Source organism: Psychrobacter sp. AOP22-C1-C5 (assembly GCF_052378885.1).
GTDB lineage: Bacteria > Pseudomonadota > Gammaproteobacteria > Pseudomonadales > Moraxellaceae > Psychrobacter.
The window spans coordinates 13,585-33,105 of sequence record NZ_JBQSYC010000011.1; the positions used below are offsets into that span (position 1 = coordinate 13,585).

General features: G+C 43.0%; 18 protein-coding genes. 8 read left to right on the forward strand and 10 right to left on the reverse strand.

Annotation, left to right across the window (positions count from 1 at the left end; genetic code table 11):
• Window positions 1-160: 160 nt before the first annotated feature.
• The 3 genes from murI to ACT3TH_RS12030 all read left to right on the forward strand — a co-directional run bounded on the left by murI (window position 161) and on the right by ACT3TH_RS12030 (window position 2,900).
• Window positions 161-1,168, forward strand: a complete 1,008-nt coding sequence (gene murI, locus ACT3TH_RS12020) for a glutamate racemase (RefSeq protein ID WP_444756071.1) — start codon at window positions 161-163, stop codon at window positions 1,166-1,168.
• Between the two features lie 164 nt (window positions 1,169-1,332).
• Window positions 1,333-2,340, forward strand: coding sequence for a DUF4062 domain-containing protein (locus ACT3TH_RS12025; protein WP_444756072.1), 1,008 nt, complete (start codon window positions 1,333-1,335; stop codon window positions 2,338-2,340).
• Window positions 2,341-2,600: 260 nt separating this feature from the next.
• A complete protein-coding gene (locus ACT3TH_RS12030; protein ID WP_444756073.1) occupies window positions 2,601-2,900 on the forward strand; it encodes a hypothetical protein in 300 nt (99 codons plus the stop codon).
• A 119-nt stretch (window positions 2,901-3,019) separates the two neighbouring features.
• Here ACT3TH_RS12030 and ACT3TH_RS12035 read toward each other — a convergent pair whose 3' ends face one another.
• The 3 genes from ACT3TH_RS12035 to msrA all read right to left on the reverse strand — a co-directional run bounded on the left by ACT3TH_RS12035 (window position 3,020) and on the right by msrA (window position 6,339).
• Window positions 3,020-4,489: a lytic murein transglycosylase gene (locus ACT3TH_RS12035; protein WP_444756074.1), complete on the reverse strand. Its 1,470-nt coding sequence runs from the start codon at window positions 4,487-4,489 to the stop codon at window positions 3,020-3,022.
• Between the two features lie 383 nt (window positions 4,490-4,872).
• A complete protein-coding gene (gene tmpT / locus ACT3TH_RS12040) occupies window positions 4,873-5,538 on the reverse strand; it encodes a thiopurine S-methyltransferase (RefSeq protein WP_444756075.1) in 666 nt (221 codons plus the stop codon).
• Between the two features lie 279 nt (window positions 5,539-5,817).
• Window positions 5,818-6,339, reverse strand: coding sequence for a peptide-methionine (S)-S-oxide reductase MsrA (gene msrA, locus ACT3TH_RS12045; protein WP_444756076.1), 522 nt, complete (start codon window positions 6,337-6,339; stop codon window positions 5,818-5,820).
• Between the two features lie 225 nt (window positions 6,340-6,564).
• Here msrA and cmoA point away from each other — a divergent pair, with 225 nt between their 5' ends.
• Both cmoA and cmoB read left to right on the forward strand, forming a co-directional pair.
• Window positions 6,565-7,341 (forward strand): carboxy-S-adenosyl-L-methionine synthase CmoA, encoded by a 777-nt coding sequence (cmoA, locus tag ACT3TH_RS12050; RefSeq protein WP_444756077.1) that lies wholly within the window; start codon window positions 6,565-6,567, stop codon window positions 7,339-7,341.
• A 62-nt stretch (window positions 7,342-7,403) separates the two neighbouring features.
• Window positions 7,404-8,471: a tRNA 5-methoxyuridine(34)/uridine 5-oxyacetic acid(34) synthase CmoB gene (gene cmoB, locus ACT3TH_RS12055; RefSeq protein WP_444756078.1), complete on the forward strand. Its 1,068-nt coding sequence runs from the start codon at window positions 7,404-7,406 to the stop codon at window positions 8,469-8,471.
• A gap of 83 nt (window positions 8,472-8,554) precedes the next feature.
• Here cmoB and ACT3TH_RS12060 read toward each other — a convergent pair whose 3' ends face one another.
• Complete coding sequence (locus ACT3TH_RS12060; RefSeq protein WP_444756079.1) at window positions 8,555-8,773, reverse strand: DUF2788 domain-containing protein; 219 nt, start codon at window positions 8,771-8,773, stop codon at window positions 8,555-8,557.
• 347 nt (window positions 8,774-9,120) lie between these two features.
• Between ACT3TH_RS12060 and argS the strand changes: the two genes are divergently transcribed.
• The 3 genes from argS to ACT3TH_RS12075 all read left to right on the forward strand — a co-directional run bounded on the left by argS (window position 9,121) and on the right by ACT3TH_RS12075 (window position 13,056).
• Complete coding sequence (gene argS / locus ACT3TH_RS12065) at window positions 9,121-10,950, forward strand: arginine--tRNA ligase (RefSeq protein WP_444756080.1); 1,830 nt, start codon at window positions 9,121-9,123, stop codon at window positions 10,948-10,950.
• 73 nt (window positions 10,951-11,023) lie between these two features.
• Window positions 11,024-11,812, forward strand: a complete 789-nt coding sequence (locus tag ACT3TH_RS12070; protein WP_444756081.1) for an SPOR domain-containing protein — start codon at window positions 11,024-11,026, stop codon at window positions 11,810-11,812.
• A gap of 146 nt (window positions 11,813-11,958) precedes the next feature.
• Entirely contained in the window at window positions 11,959-13,056 is a 1,098-nt protein-coding gene (locus ACT3TH_RS12075) for a PTS transporter subunit IIC (RefSeq protein ID WP_444756082.1), read from the forward strand.
• A 73-nt stretch (window positions 13,057-13,129) separates the two neighbouring features.
• On the opposite strand, the gene ACT3TH_RS12080 is transcribed toward ACT3TH_RS12075, so the two are convergent.
• From ACT3TH_RS12080 to ACT3TH_RS12105, 6 genes are all read right to left on the reverse strand, one after another.
• A complete protein-coding gene (locus tag ACT3TH_RS12080) occupies window positions 13,130-14,161 on the reverse strand; it encodes an SDR family NAD(P)-dependent oxidoreductase (RefSeq protein WP_444756083.1) in 1,032 nt (343 codons plus the stop codon).
• 271 nt (window positions 14,162-14,432) lie between these two features.
• The gene (gene clpX / locus ACT3TH_RS12085; protein WP_444756084.1) at window positions 14,433-15,707 is read right to left on the reverse strand and encodes an ATP-dependent protease ATP-binding subunit ClpX; all 1,275 of its coding nucleotides are present in this window, start codon (window positions 15,705-15,707) and stop codon (window positions 14,433-14,435) included.
• Window positions 15,708-15,813: 106 nt separating this feature from the next.
• The gene (gene clpP, locus ACT3TH_RS12090) at window positions 15,814-16,488 is read right to left on the reverse strand and encodes an ATP-dependent Clp endopeptidase proteolytic subunit ClpP (protein ID WP_062845552.1); all 675 of its coding nucleotides are present in this window, start codon (window positions 16,486-16,488) and stop codon (window positions 15,814-15,816) included.
• Between the two features lie 593 nt (window positions 16,489-17,081).
• Entirely contained in the window at window positions 17,082-18,425 is a 1,344-nt protein-coding gene (gene tig, locus ACT3TH_RS12095; RefSeq protein WP_444756085.1) for a trigger factor, read from the reverse strand.
• 53 nt (window positions 18,426-18,478) lie between these two features.
• Window positions 18,479-18,634: a hypothetical protein gene (locus tag ACT3TH_RS12100; RefSeq protein ID WP_444756086.1), complete on the reverse strand. Its 156-nt coding sequence runs from the start codon at window positions 18,632-18,634 to the stop codon at window positions 18,479-18,481.
• Between the two features lie 349 nt (window positions 18,635-18,983).
• A complete protein-coding gene (locus tag ACT3TH_RS12105; RefSeq protein WP_444756087.1) occupies window positions 18,984-19,481 on the reverse strand; it encodes a hypothetical protein in 498 nt (165 codons plus the stop codon).
• Window positions 19,482-19,521: the final 40 nt, after the last annotated feature.

Consider the following 19,521-nt stretch of genomic DNA (forward strand, 5'->3'; position numbering starts at 1 on the left):
TTATCAAAAGGGTAGATGACAATGAACGGTTTCATGGTTGGTTTGGTGCATAACCAATTTGCTATCTGACAAGCTTAGAAAATGATTGGTTTAGTAGCAGGTTCTGTAAGTAGGATAAAGAAGACGACGATATGTGTACGAAAATGGCGATAGAGTAACGATGGATATAACCACAGACAATTCACTGGCTAGAGTTAAAACACACGTAGTGACTTTTGATGACAAGGCTTTCGATGACAAGGCTTTTGAGAGCGCTATCAAAACAGATATCAATGAAGCTGTTATTCATACAGTGGTAACGAATAGTGACCGCAATGCTCCCATTGGCGTATTTGACTCTGGCATCGGCGGTTTATCAGTTTATTTACATCTAGCGCAGCAACTGCCGGCTGAGCGTTACGTCTATTATGCTGATACGTTAAATGTACCCTATGGCAATCGTGAGAGTCAAGATATCGAGACCTTGACTATGACAGCGGTGGAGTGGCTATGCCAGCAGGGCTGTAAGCTTATCGTCATGGCTTGCAACAGTGCTTCAGCTTATGCGCTGGAGAAAGCAAGACGTTGTTACCCGCACTTATTGATTGTGGGATTAGTCCCTGCCTTAAAGCCTGCGGTATTGGCCAGTAAGAGTGGTCATGTAGCGGTATTAGCGACCAAAGCCACGTTGAATGGCGCATTGCTTAACGATGTCATCAATAACGTTGCTTTGCCTAATAGTACAGAAGTCATTAAGTATTTTGATCCCCAGCTAGTGCCGTGGGTAGAAGCGGGTATGCCAGAGAACGATGAGACGGCCATATGTTTGCGTCAGCAGCTAAAAGCGTTTGCTGAGGAGGGTGTTGATCAGTTGGTGCTAGGTTGTACTCATTATCCGTTCTTTAAAGCGTTTTTATTAGATGAGATCGCCCAGCAACAGCTATCCATGCACGTAGTCGACTCTGGACACGCGATTGCTATACGGGTTGAGCAGCTACTCGTCGCTAACGAACTGTCAGCACGGTTTGATTATAAAGAAAACGATTATCAATTAGAAATAAAATATAAAACAAATGTCTATAATAAACATCCATTAACTTTTTATGCCACTAAATATGATAATAAACTGAGTATTTTGATAGAGCGCTTGCTTGGCAAAGAAACAGTAGTAGAATACTACTCTAAATAGCTGTTACTGCTACTATTAAATTTATAGTGCAATCTCGATATAGATTTTATAAAAATAAACTAAGCTCATTTTTATAAGAGTATGCTAGGCTGTGCGAAACAAAATATTTGTTGCTTGTCTTATATCATATTCTTTTGTGTCACAACCTAAGTCTAGAGGTAATTGTGCCAAATCGCCGTTATCATATTCATGTCATACGCGCTGACAACGATCAATTGCTAGCTTTAGACAGTTTAGCGGTATTCTTTCAGGCGCGTGCTTTTTTGACTTATGATGTGTCGAGCAAATTGCCAAAAGCATCGTTATACGGTCGACAATGCATTGATTCTTGTGATTATGCATTGATGATTATTGGCGACAGTTACGGTACGGTGCAAAAAACTGGCGTGAGCCAAATGCATTTAAGCTACTTGAATGCCAAAGCCAAACTCAAACCTCTCATCATCTTGATTAAAAATCATCATCAAGATGCAAGCGTCAGTCGCCAATTGCAAGAGTTTATTAAGTCAGTGGTTAGACAAGACAATCAGATTTATTATTACAATACAGAAGAAGATGTCGAGCAGCTAATTGTGCAAGCTTACTATAATACGGTGAGCGATCATAAAGTAAGTGGTGGCTGGGTAAGAGCCAGCGAAGAGATGATTGAATTTGGCAGACAAACAGTGTCTGAAAGGTTTGCCGAACTTCTATCTCCTAATAAGACTATCAAGATAGAAGATCGTGTCGAAAAAGACAGTCATGCTGATGATGATTCCATGACGGACAGTGTAAGCAGACCGATCGCGTTACTAGAGACTTTTGACATTCACTATAGTGCTCAGGCTTATGAAGGCGGTAATTTAACGGATGTGAACAGAACCATGACGTTGACATGGCGGGAAATCTTAATTGTTTTGATGAAAATACCGACAAGCTTTTCTAGTTATGGATTGCAAAGCGTCATCAATCGTTTAATCGCGTCCAAAGCTGAACGAGACGTTAAGCAAGACATGCCAAACGTTCATGCCGTCTCACGTTGTCAGATTTTTCAAGAGGACTTAAACAAGTTACAGCGGCAATTGGTTAGCGGCAATTGGATACAGTTAACCACTTATGGTACTCGAGTATCGCAAGAGCTTTGGAAACTAACCTATTATGCAAAAAATTTGTTGAATAGCGAAGACGTATAACTTTAAACGTCCGTTTCGCCTTTCAACTATGCCACCCCTCTAGTAATACGGTCATTTTTTTACTTCAAAACCTTCTCATTTTTAGTAGTTATACGAATGCGTCTGTAGCTATGACTACGTTTTGTAATACAAAGCATACGAGTCAATGGTTGTGAATCAGTCTGAGACTCGTAATAATAGGATAAATCAGATTTAAATTTATATTGCTATTACAATGCAAAAAATATAAGACAATACGGACTGTTTAAGGAGAGTAGACAATGAGTAACTCTAATAATGACGCATTAAAGAAAGAGCTAGAAGGTTTAGAAAAGTCTATGCATGACGCTGAGAAGTTTCATACATTAGAAGAACAAGTGGCAGACATGAAACGTCGCGGCATTGATCCAAGCCAGGTGTACAAAGAGCTTGATAGAAAAGAAGAAGATGCGGACTGGGGCGATGCAACTTGGCGAGAAAATGGCAAGTGGGAACTAAAAACACCAGCCGATTTGGATGACAAAGCACGTGAAAACTGGAATGGTGATAACGGTAAACCAAATCCGCCACCCATCGTTTAGATAAGTTTTAAAACGTCAAAGTTGTTGAGTAATTATTAAAGAGTACAGATCATAAAAAAGGCCACGCTAATCATAGCGTGGCCTTTTTTGTAAGTCTGACTTGTAAGATACGTATTACATTACGAACCTTCATCCACACGTACAAGCTTCACAGTACCATTGGCATCTGTGACGCGGCGATAACGCGTATTACCAGAGGTCGATGGTTGAGCTGATGGCTGTGCTGAGTAAGTATTTGGACTACTTGTTTGTTGCTGAATCAGTTGTCCCATACGATCGGCAGTAGCAGGTTGTAACGGTTGGCTGCTTGATGGCTGACTGTACTGATTGCCAGATTGTGTACTAGGGGCAGTGTTGCCAATGATGGCACGATAAAACTTCTGGCCTGCGCGGCCATCGGCTGGAAAAATGCCGCGACTTGACTGATATTGCTGAATAGCAGTACGAGTACCGTCACCGATAATACCGTCGACGCCGCCAATATCATAACCCGCGTTTAGTAGTGCTTGCTGAATGTCTTTGGCTTGCTGACGACTGATGCCAGGATCGTTTGTCGGCCATGCAGTGACAAAGTCAGTTTTGCTGCTGTCTTCACGAGTGATCAGGTCTGATAAATGGGCGATTGCCAATGCGTAGTTTTCTGAAGCGTTGTACGAATAGAAGGTATCAAAGTTTTTACCGACCAAAAACGCAGGGCCTTCCATACCCGCAGGCAAAAACAAGCCTGCGCTGCTCAAATCAGAAGGCAGTGGGCTACCATTAGCAAGTGTTAGACCTTGATTACGCCAGTGACTGATAGACTTTTTGTCTTTGCGGTTGGAGGCGCCCCAAAACCCGCTAGGTAGTTTGACTTCATAGCCCCAAGGCTCGCCCGTACGATAACCACGCTTATCCAAGAAATTAGCAGTAGAAGCAAGCGCATCTGGTACGCTATTGACCAAATCGCGACGCCCATCGCCATCGAAGTCTACTGCCAGCTCCAAGAATGTGCTCGGCATAAACTGTGTTTGCCCAAAAGCACCTGCCCAAGATCCTGTCATATCGCTTGGTGCAATATCGCCGTTTTGCACGATTTTTAGCGCATTGGCGTATTCACCTTGAAAGTAGCTTTGACGACGATCAAAACATGAGAGTGTCGCTAAAGACTCAAACAAAGGCTTTTTGCCCAGTGTTTGACCGAAGTTAGATTCTACGCCCCACACGCCCAATACGTGCTCAGCCTTTACGCCGTAACGGGATTCGATTTGGCGAAGCGTGTCGCCCCATTGGCGCTTGGCACGAATACCATCTTCGACACGTTCTTTGTCTACGAGCACTGACAGATAATCCCAAACGTCTTTTTGAAATTCTGGCTGATAATTGAGTGATTGAATCACACTAGGGTCAGGCTGGCTCGGACGATAGTTGTTGAAGGTAGAGCTGTTAACGCCGCTAAACTTACTTGAGTTTTGTAGCCTATCCAGACACTGTTGAAACTCGCTATTGGATAAGTCTGGCGCTGGTGGTCTGGCGGCTTGTGCGGTACTGGCGAAACTGAGACCGACAGCGACACTCAGTAGCGATAAGGTAGACAAAGGAGTCAAACGCATGAAAATATCCTATAAATAGTAGAAGTGGCAATGTGAACAAAACAATCAAAAATTCAATATGATAGCAATGCCTAAGAGTAACCAATATTTCGGACAAAGAAAAGATATCGCAGGTCTAGGGCTATAAATAATTACGCTAGGTTGATATGGGTGTAATGTTGGGGAAGATTTTAGTAAAGATAACGATAAAGGGGGCATCAAGTTACTTTATAAAAACAAGGTATAGTCAGGTCAATATAAAATTCATATAGCGAAACTGGTACAAATTTTTCTTGCTTGCTGTGTCTACGGCGACAGAGGCTAACAAAGATTTATCCCAGTGCCGCCGTATAGGGTCGTGTATCCATTTTATTCAGCATCGACTATAAAACTTCATCATCTACTTATTCATCACTCAACAACCAAACCTGCTCGGTAACTTTTAAGTTAGGTACAGAACCAATCGAGGCAGGCTCATTTGCCAACTCAGTAATTTGGTAATACTCACTATAGTACTGCTGCACCTGCTCATGACTGATAGAGAAGGGAGGCCCGTCTTTTTTGCTTTGGTCATAATTTAATGTGATTAAGAGTTGCGGAGCATTGCCGCTAATTTTACGTATCTGTTTGCTATAGTCGGAACGCATATCAGCAGGTAGGGCGATTAATGCTGCTTTATCATAAACCGCACTTATATTGCCGATGTCTTTTGATGTCAATGCAAAGATATCAGCGACCCATAGCGTAATACTTCGCTCACTATCTTCGAGCTTGCCTTGATAACATTTAATCGCCGGATTCTCTAAATGCTGATGCACGGTAGGTTCGATACTTTGTTCTGCAAAAAATTCCCGCACAGCGGACTCTACCAGTTCCACACCAACCACATCATAGCCTTGTGCCGCTAGCCACACCATGTCGATCGATTTGCCACATAATGGCAAAAAGATACGACTATCTGCTGGTACGTTTAACGCTGGCCAATACTTTATCAATAATGGATTAACCTCAGACTGATTAAAGCCGATACGCTTTTCTTGCCAGCGCTTTTGCCAAAATTCTGGATTCATAACATAAGCCTATAGGTATGTGTTGATATCAATATAGTCAGATCACTATAAAAAGATACAAGGTGACTGGTATAATTTTTTTCCTTGCTGTGTTTGTGTATATGCCTACGCCGATAGAGGCGACAAAATTTTTTACCAGTCACACATTATAATTCTGTATATCTATTTTATCGACTAGATCATAACGTCTTAATTGAGCGTGTTTAAAGCAATAAAAAGCCAAACACCTATTTTACAAGGGTTTGGCTTTTATCAAGAATGATTTTTCTAATCAATCATTTAATTGACCATGTATTGACTGAATTCTTTACGTAATTTAGCCAATTTTGGTGGGATGGCAAAGTTACAATAAGCCTGTCCTGGGTTTCTATTAAAGAAGTCTTGATGAGTATCTTCCGCTTGATAAAATTCAACCGCAGGATGCACTTCAGTGACGACGTTGACACCCATATCGCGCAGTTTATTAATCGTGCGATCGATCGTTGGTTTTTGGTCTTCATCAGTGTAGAACACCACACTGCGGTATTGGCTGCCGACATCATTGCCCTGACGATCCATTGTAGTGGGATCATGAGTTGCAAAGAAAACATCGAGTATCACTTCTAACGGTACGATGGAATCATCAAACTCGACTTTGATTACTTCAACGTGTCCAGTGTCGCCACTACAGACCGCTTCGTAGTTGGCAGAGACAGCATCACCGCCCATGTATCCTGAAACGACAGACTGCACGCCTTTAACTGATAAAAACACAGATTCGGTGCACCAGAAGCAACCGCCGCCTAATATAATGGTTTGCATAGTTTGTTCCTATTGTTATAAATATAAAATCTGAATCATATATTATGCATTCAGCAATATGCACTTAGCTTAGCAGGGCATCTCATGGCGATAAGTAACAAACAGTAATGTTATAATGGGCTTTTGCTACGTTCACCTACTCTTAATTAACAGCCAATTAGCAACACTGTGAAAATCGCCAATTACTTCCTAGTTTAATTTTTATTACCAAAAAACGAGTCATCCATGAGCCAATCCAATCCTGCTAGCGTTAAACATGACATCTTATTTACCACGCCATTGGATAAAGCCGCGCGCTTTTCTTTTGATGAGCAAGTAGTGGCATGTTTTCCCGATATGATTCGTCGCAGTGTGCCTGGTTATGGTCAAGTGCTCGCGATGTTACCGCTATTTGCGCGTCGTCATTGTAAGTATCGTCAGCAAGGCGATAGCGGTCAGCGTGTTAGCCGTATTTATGACTTGGGCTGCTCACTTGGGGCAGCCAGTATGGCGCTGGCAGGCGAGTATGAGCCGCAAGATTTGCAAATCAAAGCAATTGATATTTCACCAGCGATGACGACTGAGGCGACGACTTTATTAAGTGACAATTATCCTGAGCATGATATAGAAGTCATCACCGCAGATATTCGCGATATTGAGTTTGAGCCATGCGATATGGTGATTTTAAATTTAACGTTGCAGTTCTTGCCAGCCGCTGATAGGGTCGCGGTGTTAGAAAAGATTTATAATGCACTGAATGAAGGCGGCATATTGGTATTGACCGAAAAGACTCACGCGTTTGATGAGCAATACGATGCGTGGTTGGTTGAGCGTTATTATGATTTTAAACGCGCTAACGGCTATACCGAAATGGAAATCAGTGGCAAACGCAATGCGCTAGAAAACGTCCTTATCACCGATACCTTAGACGAGCATCATACACGGTTAGATCAAGTAGGCTTTGCGCGTCATTTGACATGGTTTCAGTTTTTAAACTTTGTCTCTATCGTGGCGTTTAAATAACGCTGAACCTTTTTTAAATTATCTCTCATACACTCTTTTGATTTAAACGGCAATTCCTTTTTATGCTTAACGACACGATCACTCGCGCTGAACGCGAACTGTATTTAACCTTATTGGCATTGGCGCAGCAGCAACCGAGCGCTTACGAGTGGCTCACGCGATTACCAACGTGGTTAAATGCTATCAAAGACAAAGCCAACTATGCTCATGCCCCTGCTTATCAAGCGTCTGTGGCACGTTTGCCGACATTGACGGTCGATGCGGTTAGGTTGGACAGCGATGTATTGACGATTGAAGCGACGTTGAGTGAGTCTCAGCGTAAGCAAGCGACGGCATTGTTAAAGCAGCTGATGCCATGGCGCAAAGGGCCGTTTCAGATTGGTAGTGACTTAGATAGTGAGAATAAAGAGGATGAAAATAAAGATGATAAGAATAAAAGTGAGCCAATATTTATAGACACCGAGTGGCACAGTGATTGGAAGTGGCAACGGGTCGCGCCGCACTTGAGCCTATTAAAAGGACGACGCATTTTAGATGTTGGCGGCGGCTCAGGGTATCATGGCTGGCGTATGGCAGGCGCTGGTGCGGATACCGTTATCATTATCGACCCGTCTTGCTTGTTTTATCATCAGTTTATGGCGATTCGTCATTTTGTCGGTAGTGGTGATGGCTACCGTACCCATTATATTCCAGTGCCACTTGAAGCCTTGCCTGAGCACAGTCAGCTATTTGATACCGTATTTAGTATGGGCGTGCTCTATCACCGTCAGTCGCCATTTGAGCATCTGCAACAGCTTAGAGGGCAATTGGTAAAAGGCGGTGAGCTAGTACTAGAAACTTTAGTGATTGAAGGCGATGCCAATACAGTTCTGGTGCCGCATAATCGCTATGCGCAAATGAATAACGTGTATTTTTTACCGTCAGTTGCAGCGCTAGTCGGCTGGTTGGAAAAGGTTGGGTTCACAGAGGTTCGCTGCGTTGACGTGGCCGTGACATCGATTGAGGAGCAGCGCAAAACTGAGTGGATGAACTATCATTCATTAGCAGATTTTTTAGATCCTAATGATTCAACCAAAACCATCGAAGGGTATCCGGCTCCCATGCGTGCAACTTTGATTGCAAAGAGGTAGCAGTCTTTTGAAGCGCTAAGATATGTCTACTTTGTTTTGGCAAACCGTCTTTAGAGTAGAAAAAGCGCAATCAACCGATGGGTTTAGATATACCATTGTTGAAAAGCGAGTTCGAGCAGTAGCTTGAGTAAAAAGCCAACAAAGCCTGCACCTAGCGCTAAAAAGATCCAAAAAGTACCCGCGCGCCCAGCTTCAGATTTTTTTGAGATATCCCAGACAATAAAAAATAAGAACGCGATGAATATGGGTAATAAAACGTACAGTCCCCAAGAAGTGACGGTACTGGCAGCAATAGCAAACATAGCATAATCCTATAAAGTAGTAACGTGGCGTCTATTATCGTTCTTTAGAAGCATCGCAATACAAACGATCATTATAACGTGGAAGCGGACGGGTATAAACTGCTGCTCAGTATGAACAACAGTAACGCTACAATCGGTAGGTTTGACCCGCGTAAGATTTTAGTGATAATTTTGGCTCAAATGGTGCAATAAAGCCCAAAGATTGCTATATTTATAGGTTACTTATTTTTTCGTTTTTTTTATCCACTGCAATGTCGGTCGCTATTATAATAAGCAGTTATCGACTGCTCACATTCGCCACATTTTTGCCCTGTTTTTGTTGTTTATTTAACTGAGTTCAAAACCCTATGTCACAAGCCCAAATTGATACACTTGCCTCATTGTTTAATGATGCTATCCGCACTCTACAAGCTGATGGCACTCTACCAGCTGATTGGCAAAATAACAGCCAAATTACCCGTACTAAAGACCTTAGTCATGGGGATTTTGCCAGCAATATCGCGCTGACTGCGGCCAAAGCTGCAAAAGCCAATCCACGCCAACTTGCCGAAAAAATCGTAGGCGCACTGCCTGAAAACCAAGACATTCGCCAAGTAGAAATCGCAGGCCCAGGTTTTATTAATGTCTTTTTAAATGCTGAAGCCAAATTTGCTGTACTAGACGATATTTTCCGTTTGCAAGATCGTTTTGGTTTAAGTGATCAGTTTGACGGACAAAAGGTACAGGTCGAGTTTGTCTCTGCCAATCCAACGTCTAGCCTGCATGTTGGTCACGGGCGCGGTGCTGCCTTTGGCATGAGCGTGGCAAACCTGTTAGAGGCAATTGGCTACGATGTCACGCGTGAGTACTATGTCAATGACGCGGGTCGACAAATGGATATCTTAGCGACCAGTACCTATTTGCGTTATCTAGAAGCCAATGACGAAACTGTTACTTTCCCATCAAACGCTTACGTCGGTGATTACGTCCGTGATATCGCAGGCACGCTAAAAGTGCAGCACGGCGACAGCTATGTACATAGCTTTAATGAAGTGGTTAAAGGCGTGCCAGCAGATGCCATATATGAGACAAATGCAGACGGCGAAAAAGTGCTGCTATCGGGTGATAAAGAAGCGCATATCGACGGTCTGATAGTCAATAGCAAAGCTTTGCTTGGTGACAGCTATGAGCTGTTTTTAAATGCAGCATTGAGTAGCATTTTGGCTGATATCAAAGATGACTTAAATGATTTTGGAGTGAGCTACGAGTGTTGGTTCAGTGAAAGATCTATTGATAGCGAAATTGAGCTAGTACTTCAAATCTTGGATGAAAAAGGTTATCTGTACGAAAAAGACGGCAATATTTGGTTTAAGTCAACTGACTTTGGTGACGAAAAGGACCGCGTTGTCCGCCGTGCCAATGGTCAATCGACCTATTTTGCTTCTGACATTGCGTATCACAAAAATAAGTTCGATCGTGGTTTTGATAAAGTCGTTAATGTCTGGGGTGCTGACCACCATGGTTATGTGCCACGCGTAAAAGCCGCCTTATTGGCGCTTGGCATTGATGCTGATCGTTTAGACGTGGTACTCGTGCAGTTTGTGGCACTGTGGCGTGGTAGTGAGAAAGTTCAGATGTCATCACGCTCGGGTCAATTTGTTACCCTGCGCGAGTTACGTGCGGAAGTGGGTAACGATGCGGCGCGTTTTTATTATGTGGCGCGTAAGCCTGAGGTGCATGTTGACTTTGATTTAGAGCTTGCCAAATCTCAAAGCAAAGACAATCAAGTGTATTATATTCAATATGCGCATGCGCGTGTCTGCCGAGTATTAGAAAAACTGCAAAACAGTGGTCTCATTGTGGATGATGCAGTGGGTTTAGCGCAGCAAAACTTGTTAAGCGCACCCAATGAAGATGAGTTGATTAAACTACTAGCGGGTTATCCGGCAACCTTGCTACGCGCAGCAACTGGCTATGAGCCACACGTCTTGACCAACTACTTGAAAGAGTTGGCAGCCTTGTTTCATGGTTGGTATGACACCAATCGTATTTTGCCAGTAAGCTTAACGTCAGGCGAAACGCCTAATACAGATGAGATTGAGCTTATGCAAGCACGTCTGCGTTTGTCTAAAGCCGTACGGCAAGTACTGGCCAATGGACTGAGTTTGTTAGGGTTGTCTGCACCGTCTAGTATGTAATATTAAGACAGATGATTGATTGATAGCAATAATTCGATGATGATAGATAGATTCAGTAGGGAGAACGAGATCCATGCTAGCCAAAAAACCTAAAGGTGCGACTGAAAAGCGCAAAACAAGTAGCGTATCAGGCTTATTATGGATGTTTGTCGGGGCGGTGTTGACGCTTATGATAGGGGTATTCATTTACCTCTCACCATTGTTCAACTTCAGTCCTGCTGACAGTGCCGCTGAGAATGATCCTGACAGGCAGGTGCAGCCTCGCGTTGATACCGATACCGATAATAGCGATTATGAGTTCTACGATATCTTACCTAATCAAGAGATGGCAACCATTCCTGATGAAGACATTGCCGAGAGTGACAATGATCGAATAGGTGATATTGCAGCTTTTGAGCCTGATGTTGTCGTGACTCAACCTGATGATACAGGTAATTTTGGTATCGCTGAAAGTACGACAATTGAGCCTAGTAGCGGTAATAACGCTACAACCAGTAATGGTAGTAATGACATCGTTATTGTTGAAGAAGATGCGACTTATGATGAGGCGCCGAGCACCAATAACAATGCTGCCAATCGTGCAAACAATGCAGGTACGGTGAGTGCGCAACCAGCCAAGCCTGCTGCTACTTATATTTTGCAGATCAATAGCTTTAGTGATGCTGATGAAGCAGATCGCCGCCGTGCGCAAGTGCTGATGGCGGGTGTCGATGCAAGAGTTGTCAAAAACACAACGGGTAATGGTTTGCCTATTTATCAAGTGATTTCACGCCCGATGAATAATCGCCAAACCGTGGCTACTGCCCAGCAACGCTTACAGAACAATGGTATTGACTCTATTATCGTTGAACAGCGTCGTTAGACTGTTCAGTTTTTAATGGTTTTAAAGGTTGTTTAATAATAAAAAAAGCGTCATTGTGACGCTTTTTTTATCGTTTATTTTTGGCAAAGGTATTTTACCTTGTCGGTGTGTTTTATCTCATCACAACCTTCACAAAGAGTATGGCTATGACTGTATCTGACTCAGGAACACCGCAAGCTGGTGTCATCAAAGCATTCTTTCAGAAATATTTTATTGATGCATTTACGGGTATGGCATTAGGGTTATTTGTCACACTCATTGCCGGTCTTATTGTCTCACAAATTGGCGGCTGGTTGGCCCTGCCAGCCCTAGTAGCCGTTGGTAAGCTTGCCTCAGTATTGATGGGAGCAGGTATCGGAGTAGGGGTGGCTTATTACCTAAAAGCACCGACGCTGGTCATGCTCAGCTGCTTGGTAGCAGGTATGCTGGGTGCGCATTCTGAGGCATTGATGGCAGGGACTCTGTTTACGGCGCAAGTAGAGGGACCGGCGACCTTTGTTGCCCTACCTGGCAATCCGATAGGAGCGTATTTAACTTCTGTGTTTGCCTATCGCGCTGGCACTTGGATCGCTGGCAAGACGAAGCTTGATATTTTATTGGTGCCGCTATTGGTTTGCGGTGTTGCTTTATTGGTCTGTGCGCTCCTCAATCCACCGATTGTTGCGGCTGTTGCGGCTATTGGACAAGGCATTCAAGCGGCCACTGAGTTGCAGCCATTATTGATGGGAATTGTGATTGCGGTTGTCGTTGGAATTTTATTGACCCTGCCAACGTCGAGTGCTGCTATTTGTATCGCCATTGGACTTGGCGGTGTCGCGGGCGGAGCAGCGGTTGTCGGCTGTGCTGCGCATATGATTGGTTTTGCTGTCGCCAGTTTTAAGGACAATGGTATCAGTGGTGTTGTCTCTCAAGGTCTTGGGACAAGTATGCTGCAAATCCCTAACGTATTTAAAAAGCCTTTGGTGCTGCTACCGGCTGTAATCGCTAGTGCTGTCGTTGGCCCTATAGCAACGGTTGGATTTGGGCTGGCGTGTACTGCGACGGGAGCAGGTATGGGCACCGCTGGTTTGGTTGGTGTGTTTGGGGTTATTGAGGCCTCGCAAGGGATTATGAGTACGACTCAGCTATGGACTGCGATAATCTTGTTGATGTTCATATTGCCTGCGGTGATCGCGGGTCTAGTCGCTTATATAATGCGCCGCATGGGCTGGCTGGTTGATGGTGATATGAAGCTGCCTGAATAAGTTTAAAACAAAAGCCCAGCTATCATAAATAGTTGGGCTTTTGTTTTAATATATGCCAATCAATCACTATTGCTTATGACGCGGTACTGGACTTGTTATTGCGTTTACTCGTGCGGCGCGGTTTTAACTTGCGAGATAACTTTGTGACGTCGTTTAGTACCTGACTATAACTTGATGGAAAGACCCGCTGCACAGCATCGACTATTTTGGCATCATTGCCAATTAAACAACGCGCTTGATTGGTCGCTGCCGCCTGCAAAATAATCCAAGCCGCTTCACTTGCATCGAATTTTAATAACTTATTAAAGCTCTTGATGGCTTTGTCGCCCGTATGCATACCGACATCAGTGACGCTATCATTACCGCGCGCACTATTGGCAATGTTGGTTTTGATACCGCCTGGATGGATACAAGTTGCTGAAACACCGCAGCGCTGGATAGCAAGTTCTTGACGCAAGCTCTCTGTGAAACCACGAACGGCAAACTTGCTGGCGTTATAGGCGGAATAGGAGGGCTGAGCAGTTAAGCCAAATAAGCTGGATATATTAATAATATGACCGTGTTCTTTAAACTGGCGTGGTTTATCCTTACCATCAGTACTCGTATTGCTCTCACTTTCTTTGACACTGTTTTTAATTAAGGGTAAAAACGCCTTGGTGCCGTACACTACGCCCCAAAAGTTGATATCCATCACCCATTCAAGCTCCTGAATACTGGCGCCCTCTATCGTTGAAGAGAACGCCACGCCTGCATTATTAAAGATAAAATTCACTTTACCATGCTCAGCCATTACGTTATCGGCCCATGCTTGCACAGCTTTATTGTCCGAGACATCGAGTACGGTGGTAGTTGAGGTGATATCGTAACCGACCAGCAGCGCGTTGGTTTGTGCCAGCTGTTCCGCATTAATATCCGATAAAGCAACGTGACATCCCATTTTTGCGAGATGAATCGCAAGCTCGCGTCCCATACCAGAGCCTGCGCCAGTAATAGCGGCGACGTGATTGCGATAATAAGGGGCGATGTCATCGTTTTTATAGTTGGAGGTGGAGAAGGGTAAGTGTTGACATAGCGACGTTGCCAGAGCAGTTATGTTATTAAGCATAATAAACAATCCTTTGTTTAATAAATGAGCGGCCATTAATAGACCAGTGATATTGATGTACAGAACCAAAATAGATAGTTAAAAGTAACTTGCCTACCTTAGCATGATTTATATTACTGACTGATGAGGATTGATAAACGCGGCTGTCATTTAAATCTCTGAATTGGCAGCTGCTAAAATGGACATAAAAAAAGCGTCTTAGCACAGGATGCCAGACGCTTTTTTTATAGTAGTCCATGAATAAACACGGACTATCTAACCTACTATTACATTAAGCAATAGTAGGAGTTTTGCCTTCATTAATGACATCTGCGTCAACCATAACAGTTTTGGCATCTTTCATAGATGGCAATTCATACATGGTTTCAAGCAGAGCGTTTTCTACGATAGAGCGCAATCCACGCGCACCTGTTTTACGCTCCATGGCTTTTTTGGCAATTGCATCAAGCGCTTCTTGCGTAAAGCTAATCTCAGCGCCTTCCATGTCAAACAAGTATTTGTACTGTTTAACCAGTGCGTTCTTAGGCTCGGTTAGGATTTGTACCAACGCTTCTTCATCCAGCTCTTGTAATGCAGCAAGCACAGGCAAACGACCAATCAGCTCAGGAATCAGACCAAATTTGATCAAATCCTCTGGCTCAACTTGTTGTAGCAAGTCTGAGCTACGACGGCTGTCATCTTTTGAGCTGACATCCGCGTTGAAGCCGATACCGCCTTTTTCAGTACGCTGCTGGATCACTTTATCAAGACCTGCAAATGCACCACCAACGATGATTAAGATATTGCTCGTATCAACTTGGATCAGCTCTTGCTGTGGATGCTTGCGACCACCATGCGGTGGAATGGCAGCGACCGTACCTTCGATAAGCTTTAGCAACGCTTGCTGTACGCCTTCACCTGATACATCACGCGTGATAGAAGGGTTGTCGCCTTTCTTGCTGATTTTATCAATCTCATCAATATAGATGATCCCTTGCTCAGCTTTGCTTACATCATAATCAGACGCCTGCAATAGCTTTTGAACGATGTTTTCAACGTCTTCACCAACATAACCTGCTTCGGTTAAAGTCGTGGCATCGGCCATGGCAAACGGCACATCCAGCAGACGTGCTAACGTTTGCGCAAGCAGTGTCTTGCCAGAACCTGTTGGACCAATCAGCAAGATGTTGCTTTTGGCCAATTCAACCATGGCATCGTCAGCGCCGATTTTGGCTTTTTTGCTGTCACTCGCTAAGGTCTGGCTCACCTTAAGACGTTTGTAATGGTTATAAACGGCAACTGCCAATGCTTTTTTGGCAGCGTCCTGACCGATAACATATTCATCAAGTTTGGCGCGCAGCTCTTTTGGCGTTGGTAGTTTTTTATTGACCCAAGAGGTATCAATGTCGCTATCATCGTCATTGTCTTCAGCGCTGTCTGCGATTAGATCGGTACACAGCTCAATACATTCGTTACAAATATTGGCGTCGTCAGCGGCAATCAGCTGCTGTACATCACTTTTGGCTTTGCCGCAAAACGAACAATGCGGGGTAGTATCTTCTGCCATAAAAGGCGCTCCTAAAATTTAACGCTTATAAGTATTCTAATGGTTTGCATCGATGCCAAAACGCATGGCGCTGAGGCATCCAATGCTTATCAAGGCTTCTGTCTTATTATAATGAGTCAGGGCGACGTTCTAATACTTCATCAACCAAACCGTATTCTTTGGCTTCTTGTGCATCTAACCAAAAATCACGCTCAACGTCTTTTTCGATTTTTTCTACTGGTTGTCCAGTACGTTCAGCCAAGATTTGGTTCAAACGAGCACGGGTTTTTAGAATTTCACGCGCATTGATTTCGATATCTGTCGCTTGACCTTGTGCGCCGCCTGATGGCTGATGAATCATCACGCGAGCATTAGCAAGTGAATAACGTTTGCCTTTTTGACCCGCAGCCAATAAGAATGAACCCATGCTATAAGCACCGCCCATACAAATGGTCGATACTTCAGGCTTGATAAAGTTCATGGTATCAAAAATCGCCAAACCTGCACTCACTGAACCGCCTGGTGAGTTGATATATAAATGGATATCTTTATCTGGGTTTTCTGCTTCCAAAAATAGCAACTGGGCAACGATTAAGTTGGCCATATGGTCTTCGACTTGGCCTGTCAAAAAGATCACACGCTCACGCAATAGACGTGAAAAAATATCAAACGAGCGTTCACCGCGTGATGATTGTTCGACAACCATAGGGACTAATGCAGCTTGTGTGTTTTGCACCTCATTGTGCGCACTCATCAGCATATCAAAATGTGGGTTGGCAGTAATGCGATCATAATCTGTCATAAAAATGTCCTGTTTATACGTACATAAAATAAGGGTAATGAAGAGCAAACGGCTAAGCTTTTATCGGTGTTTATCATTATAAATAGTGCTACTTATGGATAACACTCACTAGACTCAATAATATGCATCTAGATGCCGCTCAAAATAATTGAACTAATGGTAACTTTTTTATGGGAGCAATAGTAACTTTTTCATGCGAAAAATGACTTTCTATTAGCAACCTAGGTGACTTTCTATTAATAAGGCGTCTGTAGGCGTTTATCAAGGGGATTGCCTATAAACTATTCATAAAGGTATAGTCAATCTACTCTAAAATAAAAACAATGCTGATGGGATAACTTTTCGTAGCCTCTATTTGCGCAGGCACAGCAAGCAAGAAAAAATTATCCTAGCAGTGCGTGATGATGGTTGTAACCTTTTTATTTAGAAGCAACTTTTTATTTAAATGAACTATAGTATATAAGCCTCCAATAAAAATGCCCTAACAAGTTTGTTAGGGCATTGTGTCATGACATATATAAAGTACGCTTAGCAATGAACATTAGTAAAGGGCAAACTGCCACCTTAACTTTTGCTCAGTACTTTTTGATCAACTACATACCTTGCTGCTGTTGTTGCTGAGCAGCTAGTAAGTCTTGATAGCTAACTTCTTTATCAGTGACTTTGCCTTGGCTAATCAAATAATCTACCACTTGATCTTCTAATACTACAGACTCAATGTTAGCGCGCTGCTGCTTATCATTGGTGTAGTACTCGATGACTTCTGCTGGATCTTCGTAGTTTTCAGCCGCTTCTTTGATGAAGGTTTCAACGCGCTCTTGATCTACTTCTAAGCCTTTGGTATCGATAACACGGGCAACGATGATGCCAAGACGGGCAGCACGTAGCGCTTGCTCTTCAAATAGCTCATTTGGTAGCATGTCTTTATCGAAGCTATCAGCATTCGCACCGAACTGCTGAGAAAAACGTTGCATCATCATGTTGCGCTGACGCTCAATTTCTTGCTCTAGCATAGCGTTTGGTACGTCAAACTCGTTCTTTTCTAACAACGCATCAAAAGTTGCTTGCTTCACTTGGCTACGTGCAGCGTTTTTGATTTCACGTTCCATGTTTTTGCGAACGTCATCTTTTAACTTCTCAACACCACCTTCTTTAACACCGAATAGCTCAAGGAACTCTTCGTTGATTTCTGGTAGCTTAGATTTTTCAACCAATTTTACGTTGATTTTGAATTGAGCTTCTTTACCCGCCAAGTTTTCAGCTTGGTAATCTTCTGGGAAAGTCACGTCGATCACTTTTTCCTCGCCAGCTTTCATGCCTTTGATACCAGCTTCAAAACCTGGAATCATTTGGTTGCTACCGATAACCAATTTGAAGTCTTCAGCAGAACCGCCTTCGAATTTTTCGCCATCGATAGAGCCTTCAAAGTCAAAAGTGACTTGATTGCCTTTGTCCGCTTTACCTTTTTTCTCAACGAATTCTTCACGTTGCTTTTGTAGGTTTTCGATCATGGTGTCAACGTCTTCTTCGCTAACCTTAGCAGTGTGACGCTCAACTTCGATCTCATCGATGCCTTGTACGTCAACTTCTGGGAAGATTTCGACAGTGGCTTGATAAACCAAGAAATCATCTTCAAGTTTTACGTCATCGATGTTCGGCATGCCAACAGCGCGGATGTCTTCAGACTTGATTGCTTCAAATACAGTGTCACGGATGACGTCGTTGATGACTTCTTGTTGAATGCCAGCACCGTACTGAGAGCGGATGTGCGACATAGGGACGTTGCCTTTACGGAAGCCGTCAATCTTAGCAGTTTTCGCAACTTGGCGAATACGGCCTTCAACTTTGTTTTGAATCTTTTCAACAGGTACTTTAACCGTTAGCTGAGTCTCTTTATTAGATAGCTTGTTGGTTGTGACTTGTAAATCTGTAGCCATGTTCATTACACCTTTAGGATTAAATGGTACTTATGATTAAATAGTACTTAGGGTTAAATGGTAGTAGACAACCGTGCCTCAAAATATGGGCGTGTACGACCAGTTGCCGTTGGAATCAATAGGGGACAGTGATAGTCCGCAATCTCGACGTCAGTGCCAGTTGCAATCGCCACTAATACTGTACGGTTGCTACAGTGTGAAACAGTCAATGTTGCAGGCGCTACCAAATATCAATAATAAACCGCAAATGGAATGCATAATAACGTTTTTCGGTGAATTATACAGCCAAATCGAGGCTTTCAGCAAAATTTTAAAAGTAGAACAGTATAATCTATCTGTTTATTAAAGTAAAAATTATCTGTTTGCTACGGTCAGTTCAAAATAAAAACAGTAAGGGTATTGTAGGTTCGACTGGTAAGCATTTTTTTTGCTTGCTGTTCGCATAGCGTGACAGAGGCGGCGAAAAATGCTCACCAATCACTTTATATTGGTTCTAAAGCGACCATATTATTGCTCATGGCATCAGTACTACATGATGGTCACTTATATTGAATTTCATTACGGCTTTGGCTTATCGTCCCAATCAAGTAAGAATTTTCTACGCAATTCAGGAGTTAGGACTTCAATAGAATGTATAGTTGCTACTCTATCCGTTAAGCATTTTTCATCGCCAGTAGTTTGAAGTGGAGGAAGATTTTTCTTATCAATAAAACCGCCTCCTGCGAAAACTTCTGTATCAAATGGAACTGCTGTTGCATTTAAGGTTACAGTCTCTGAATCTAAGTCAACTTTGATATTACTAGCTTTCGTATTAAACACTGGGGTTATATAATCATCTTCATCGCCAAATAGAAGACATCCATTCTTCATTGTAAATTTACCTGATAATAATGCAGCTAGTTGAACATTATTGCTTTTATTATAATAATAAGAGAATAGATCGAGTGAATTTTTCGCTCTTATCACTGAGTTAGAAGTATTACTTACTATTTGATTAGTGCAACCAAATTGAAATAGAACTAAGATAGGAATTAGGAATAAATATCTATTTATCATATTTAATAAGCCAATGGCACTCTACTATAGACTGTTAGGG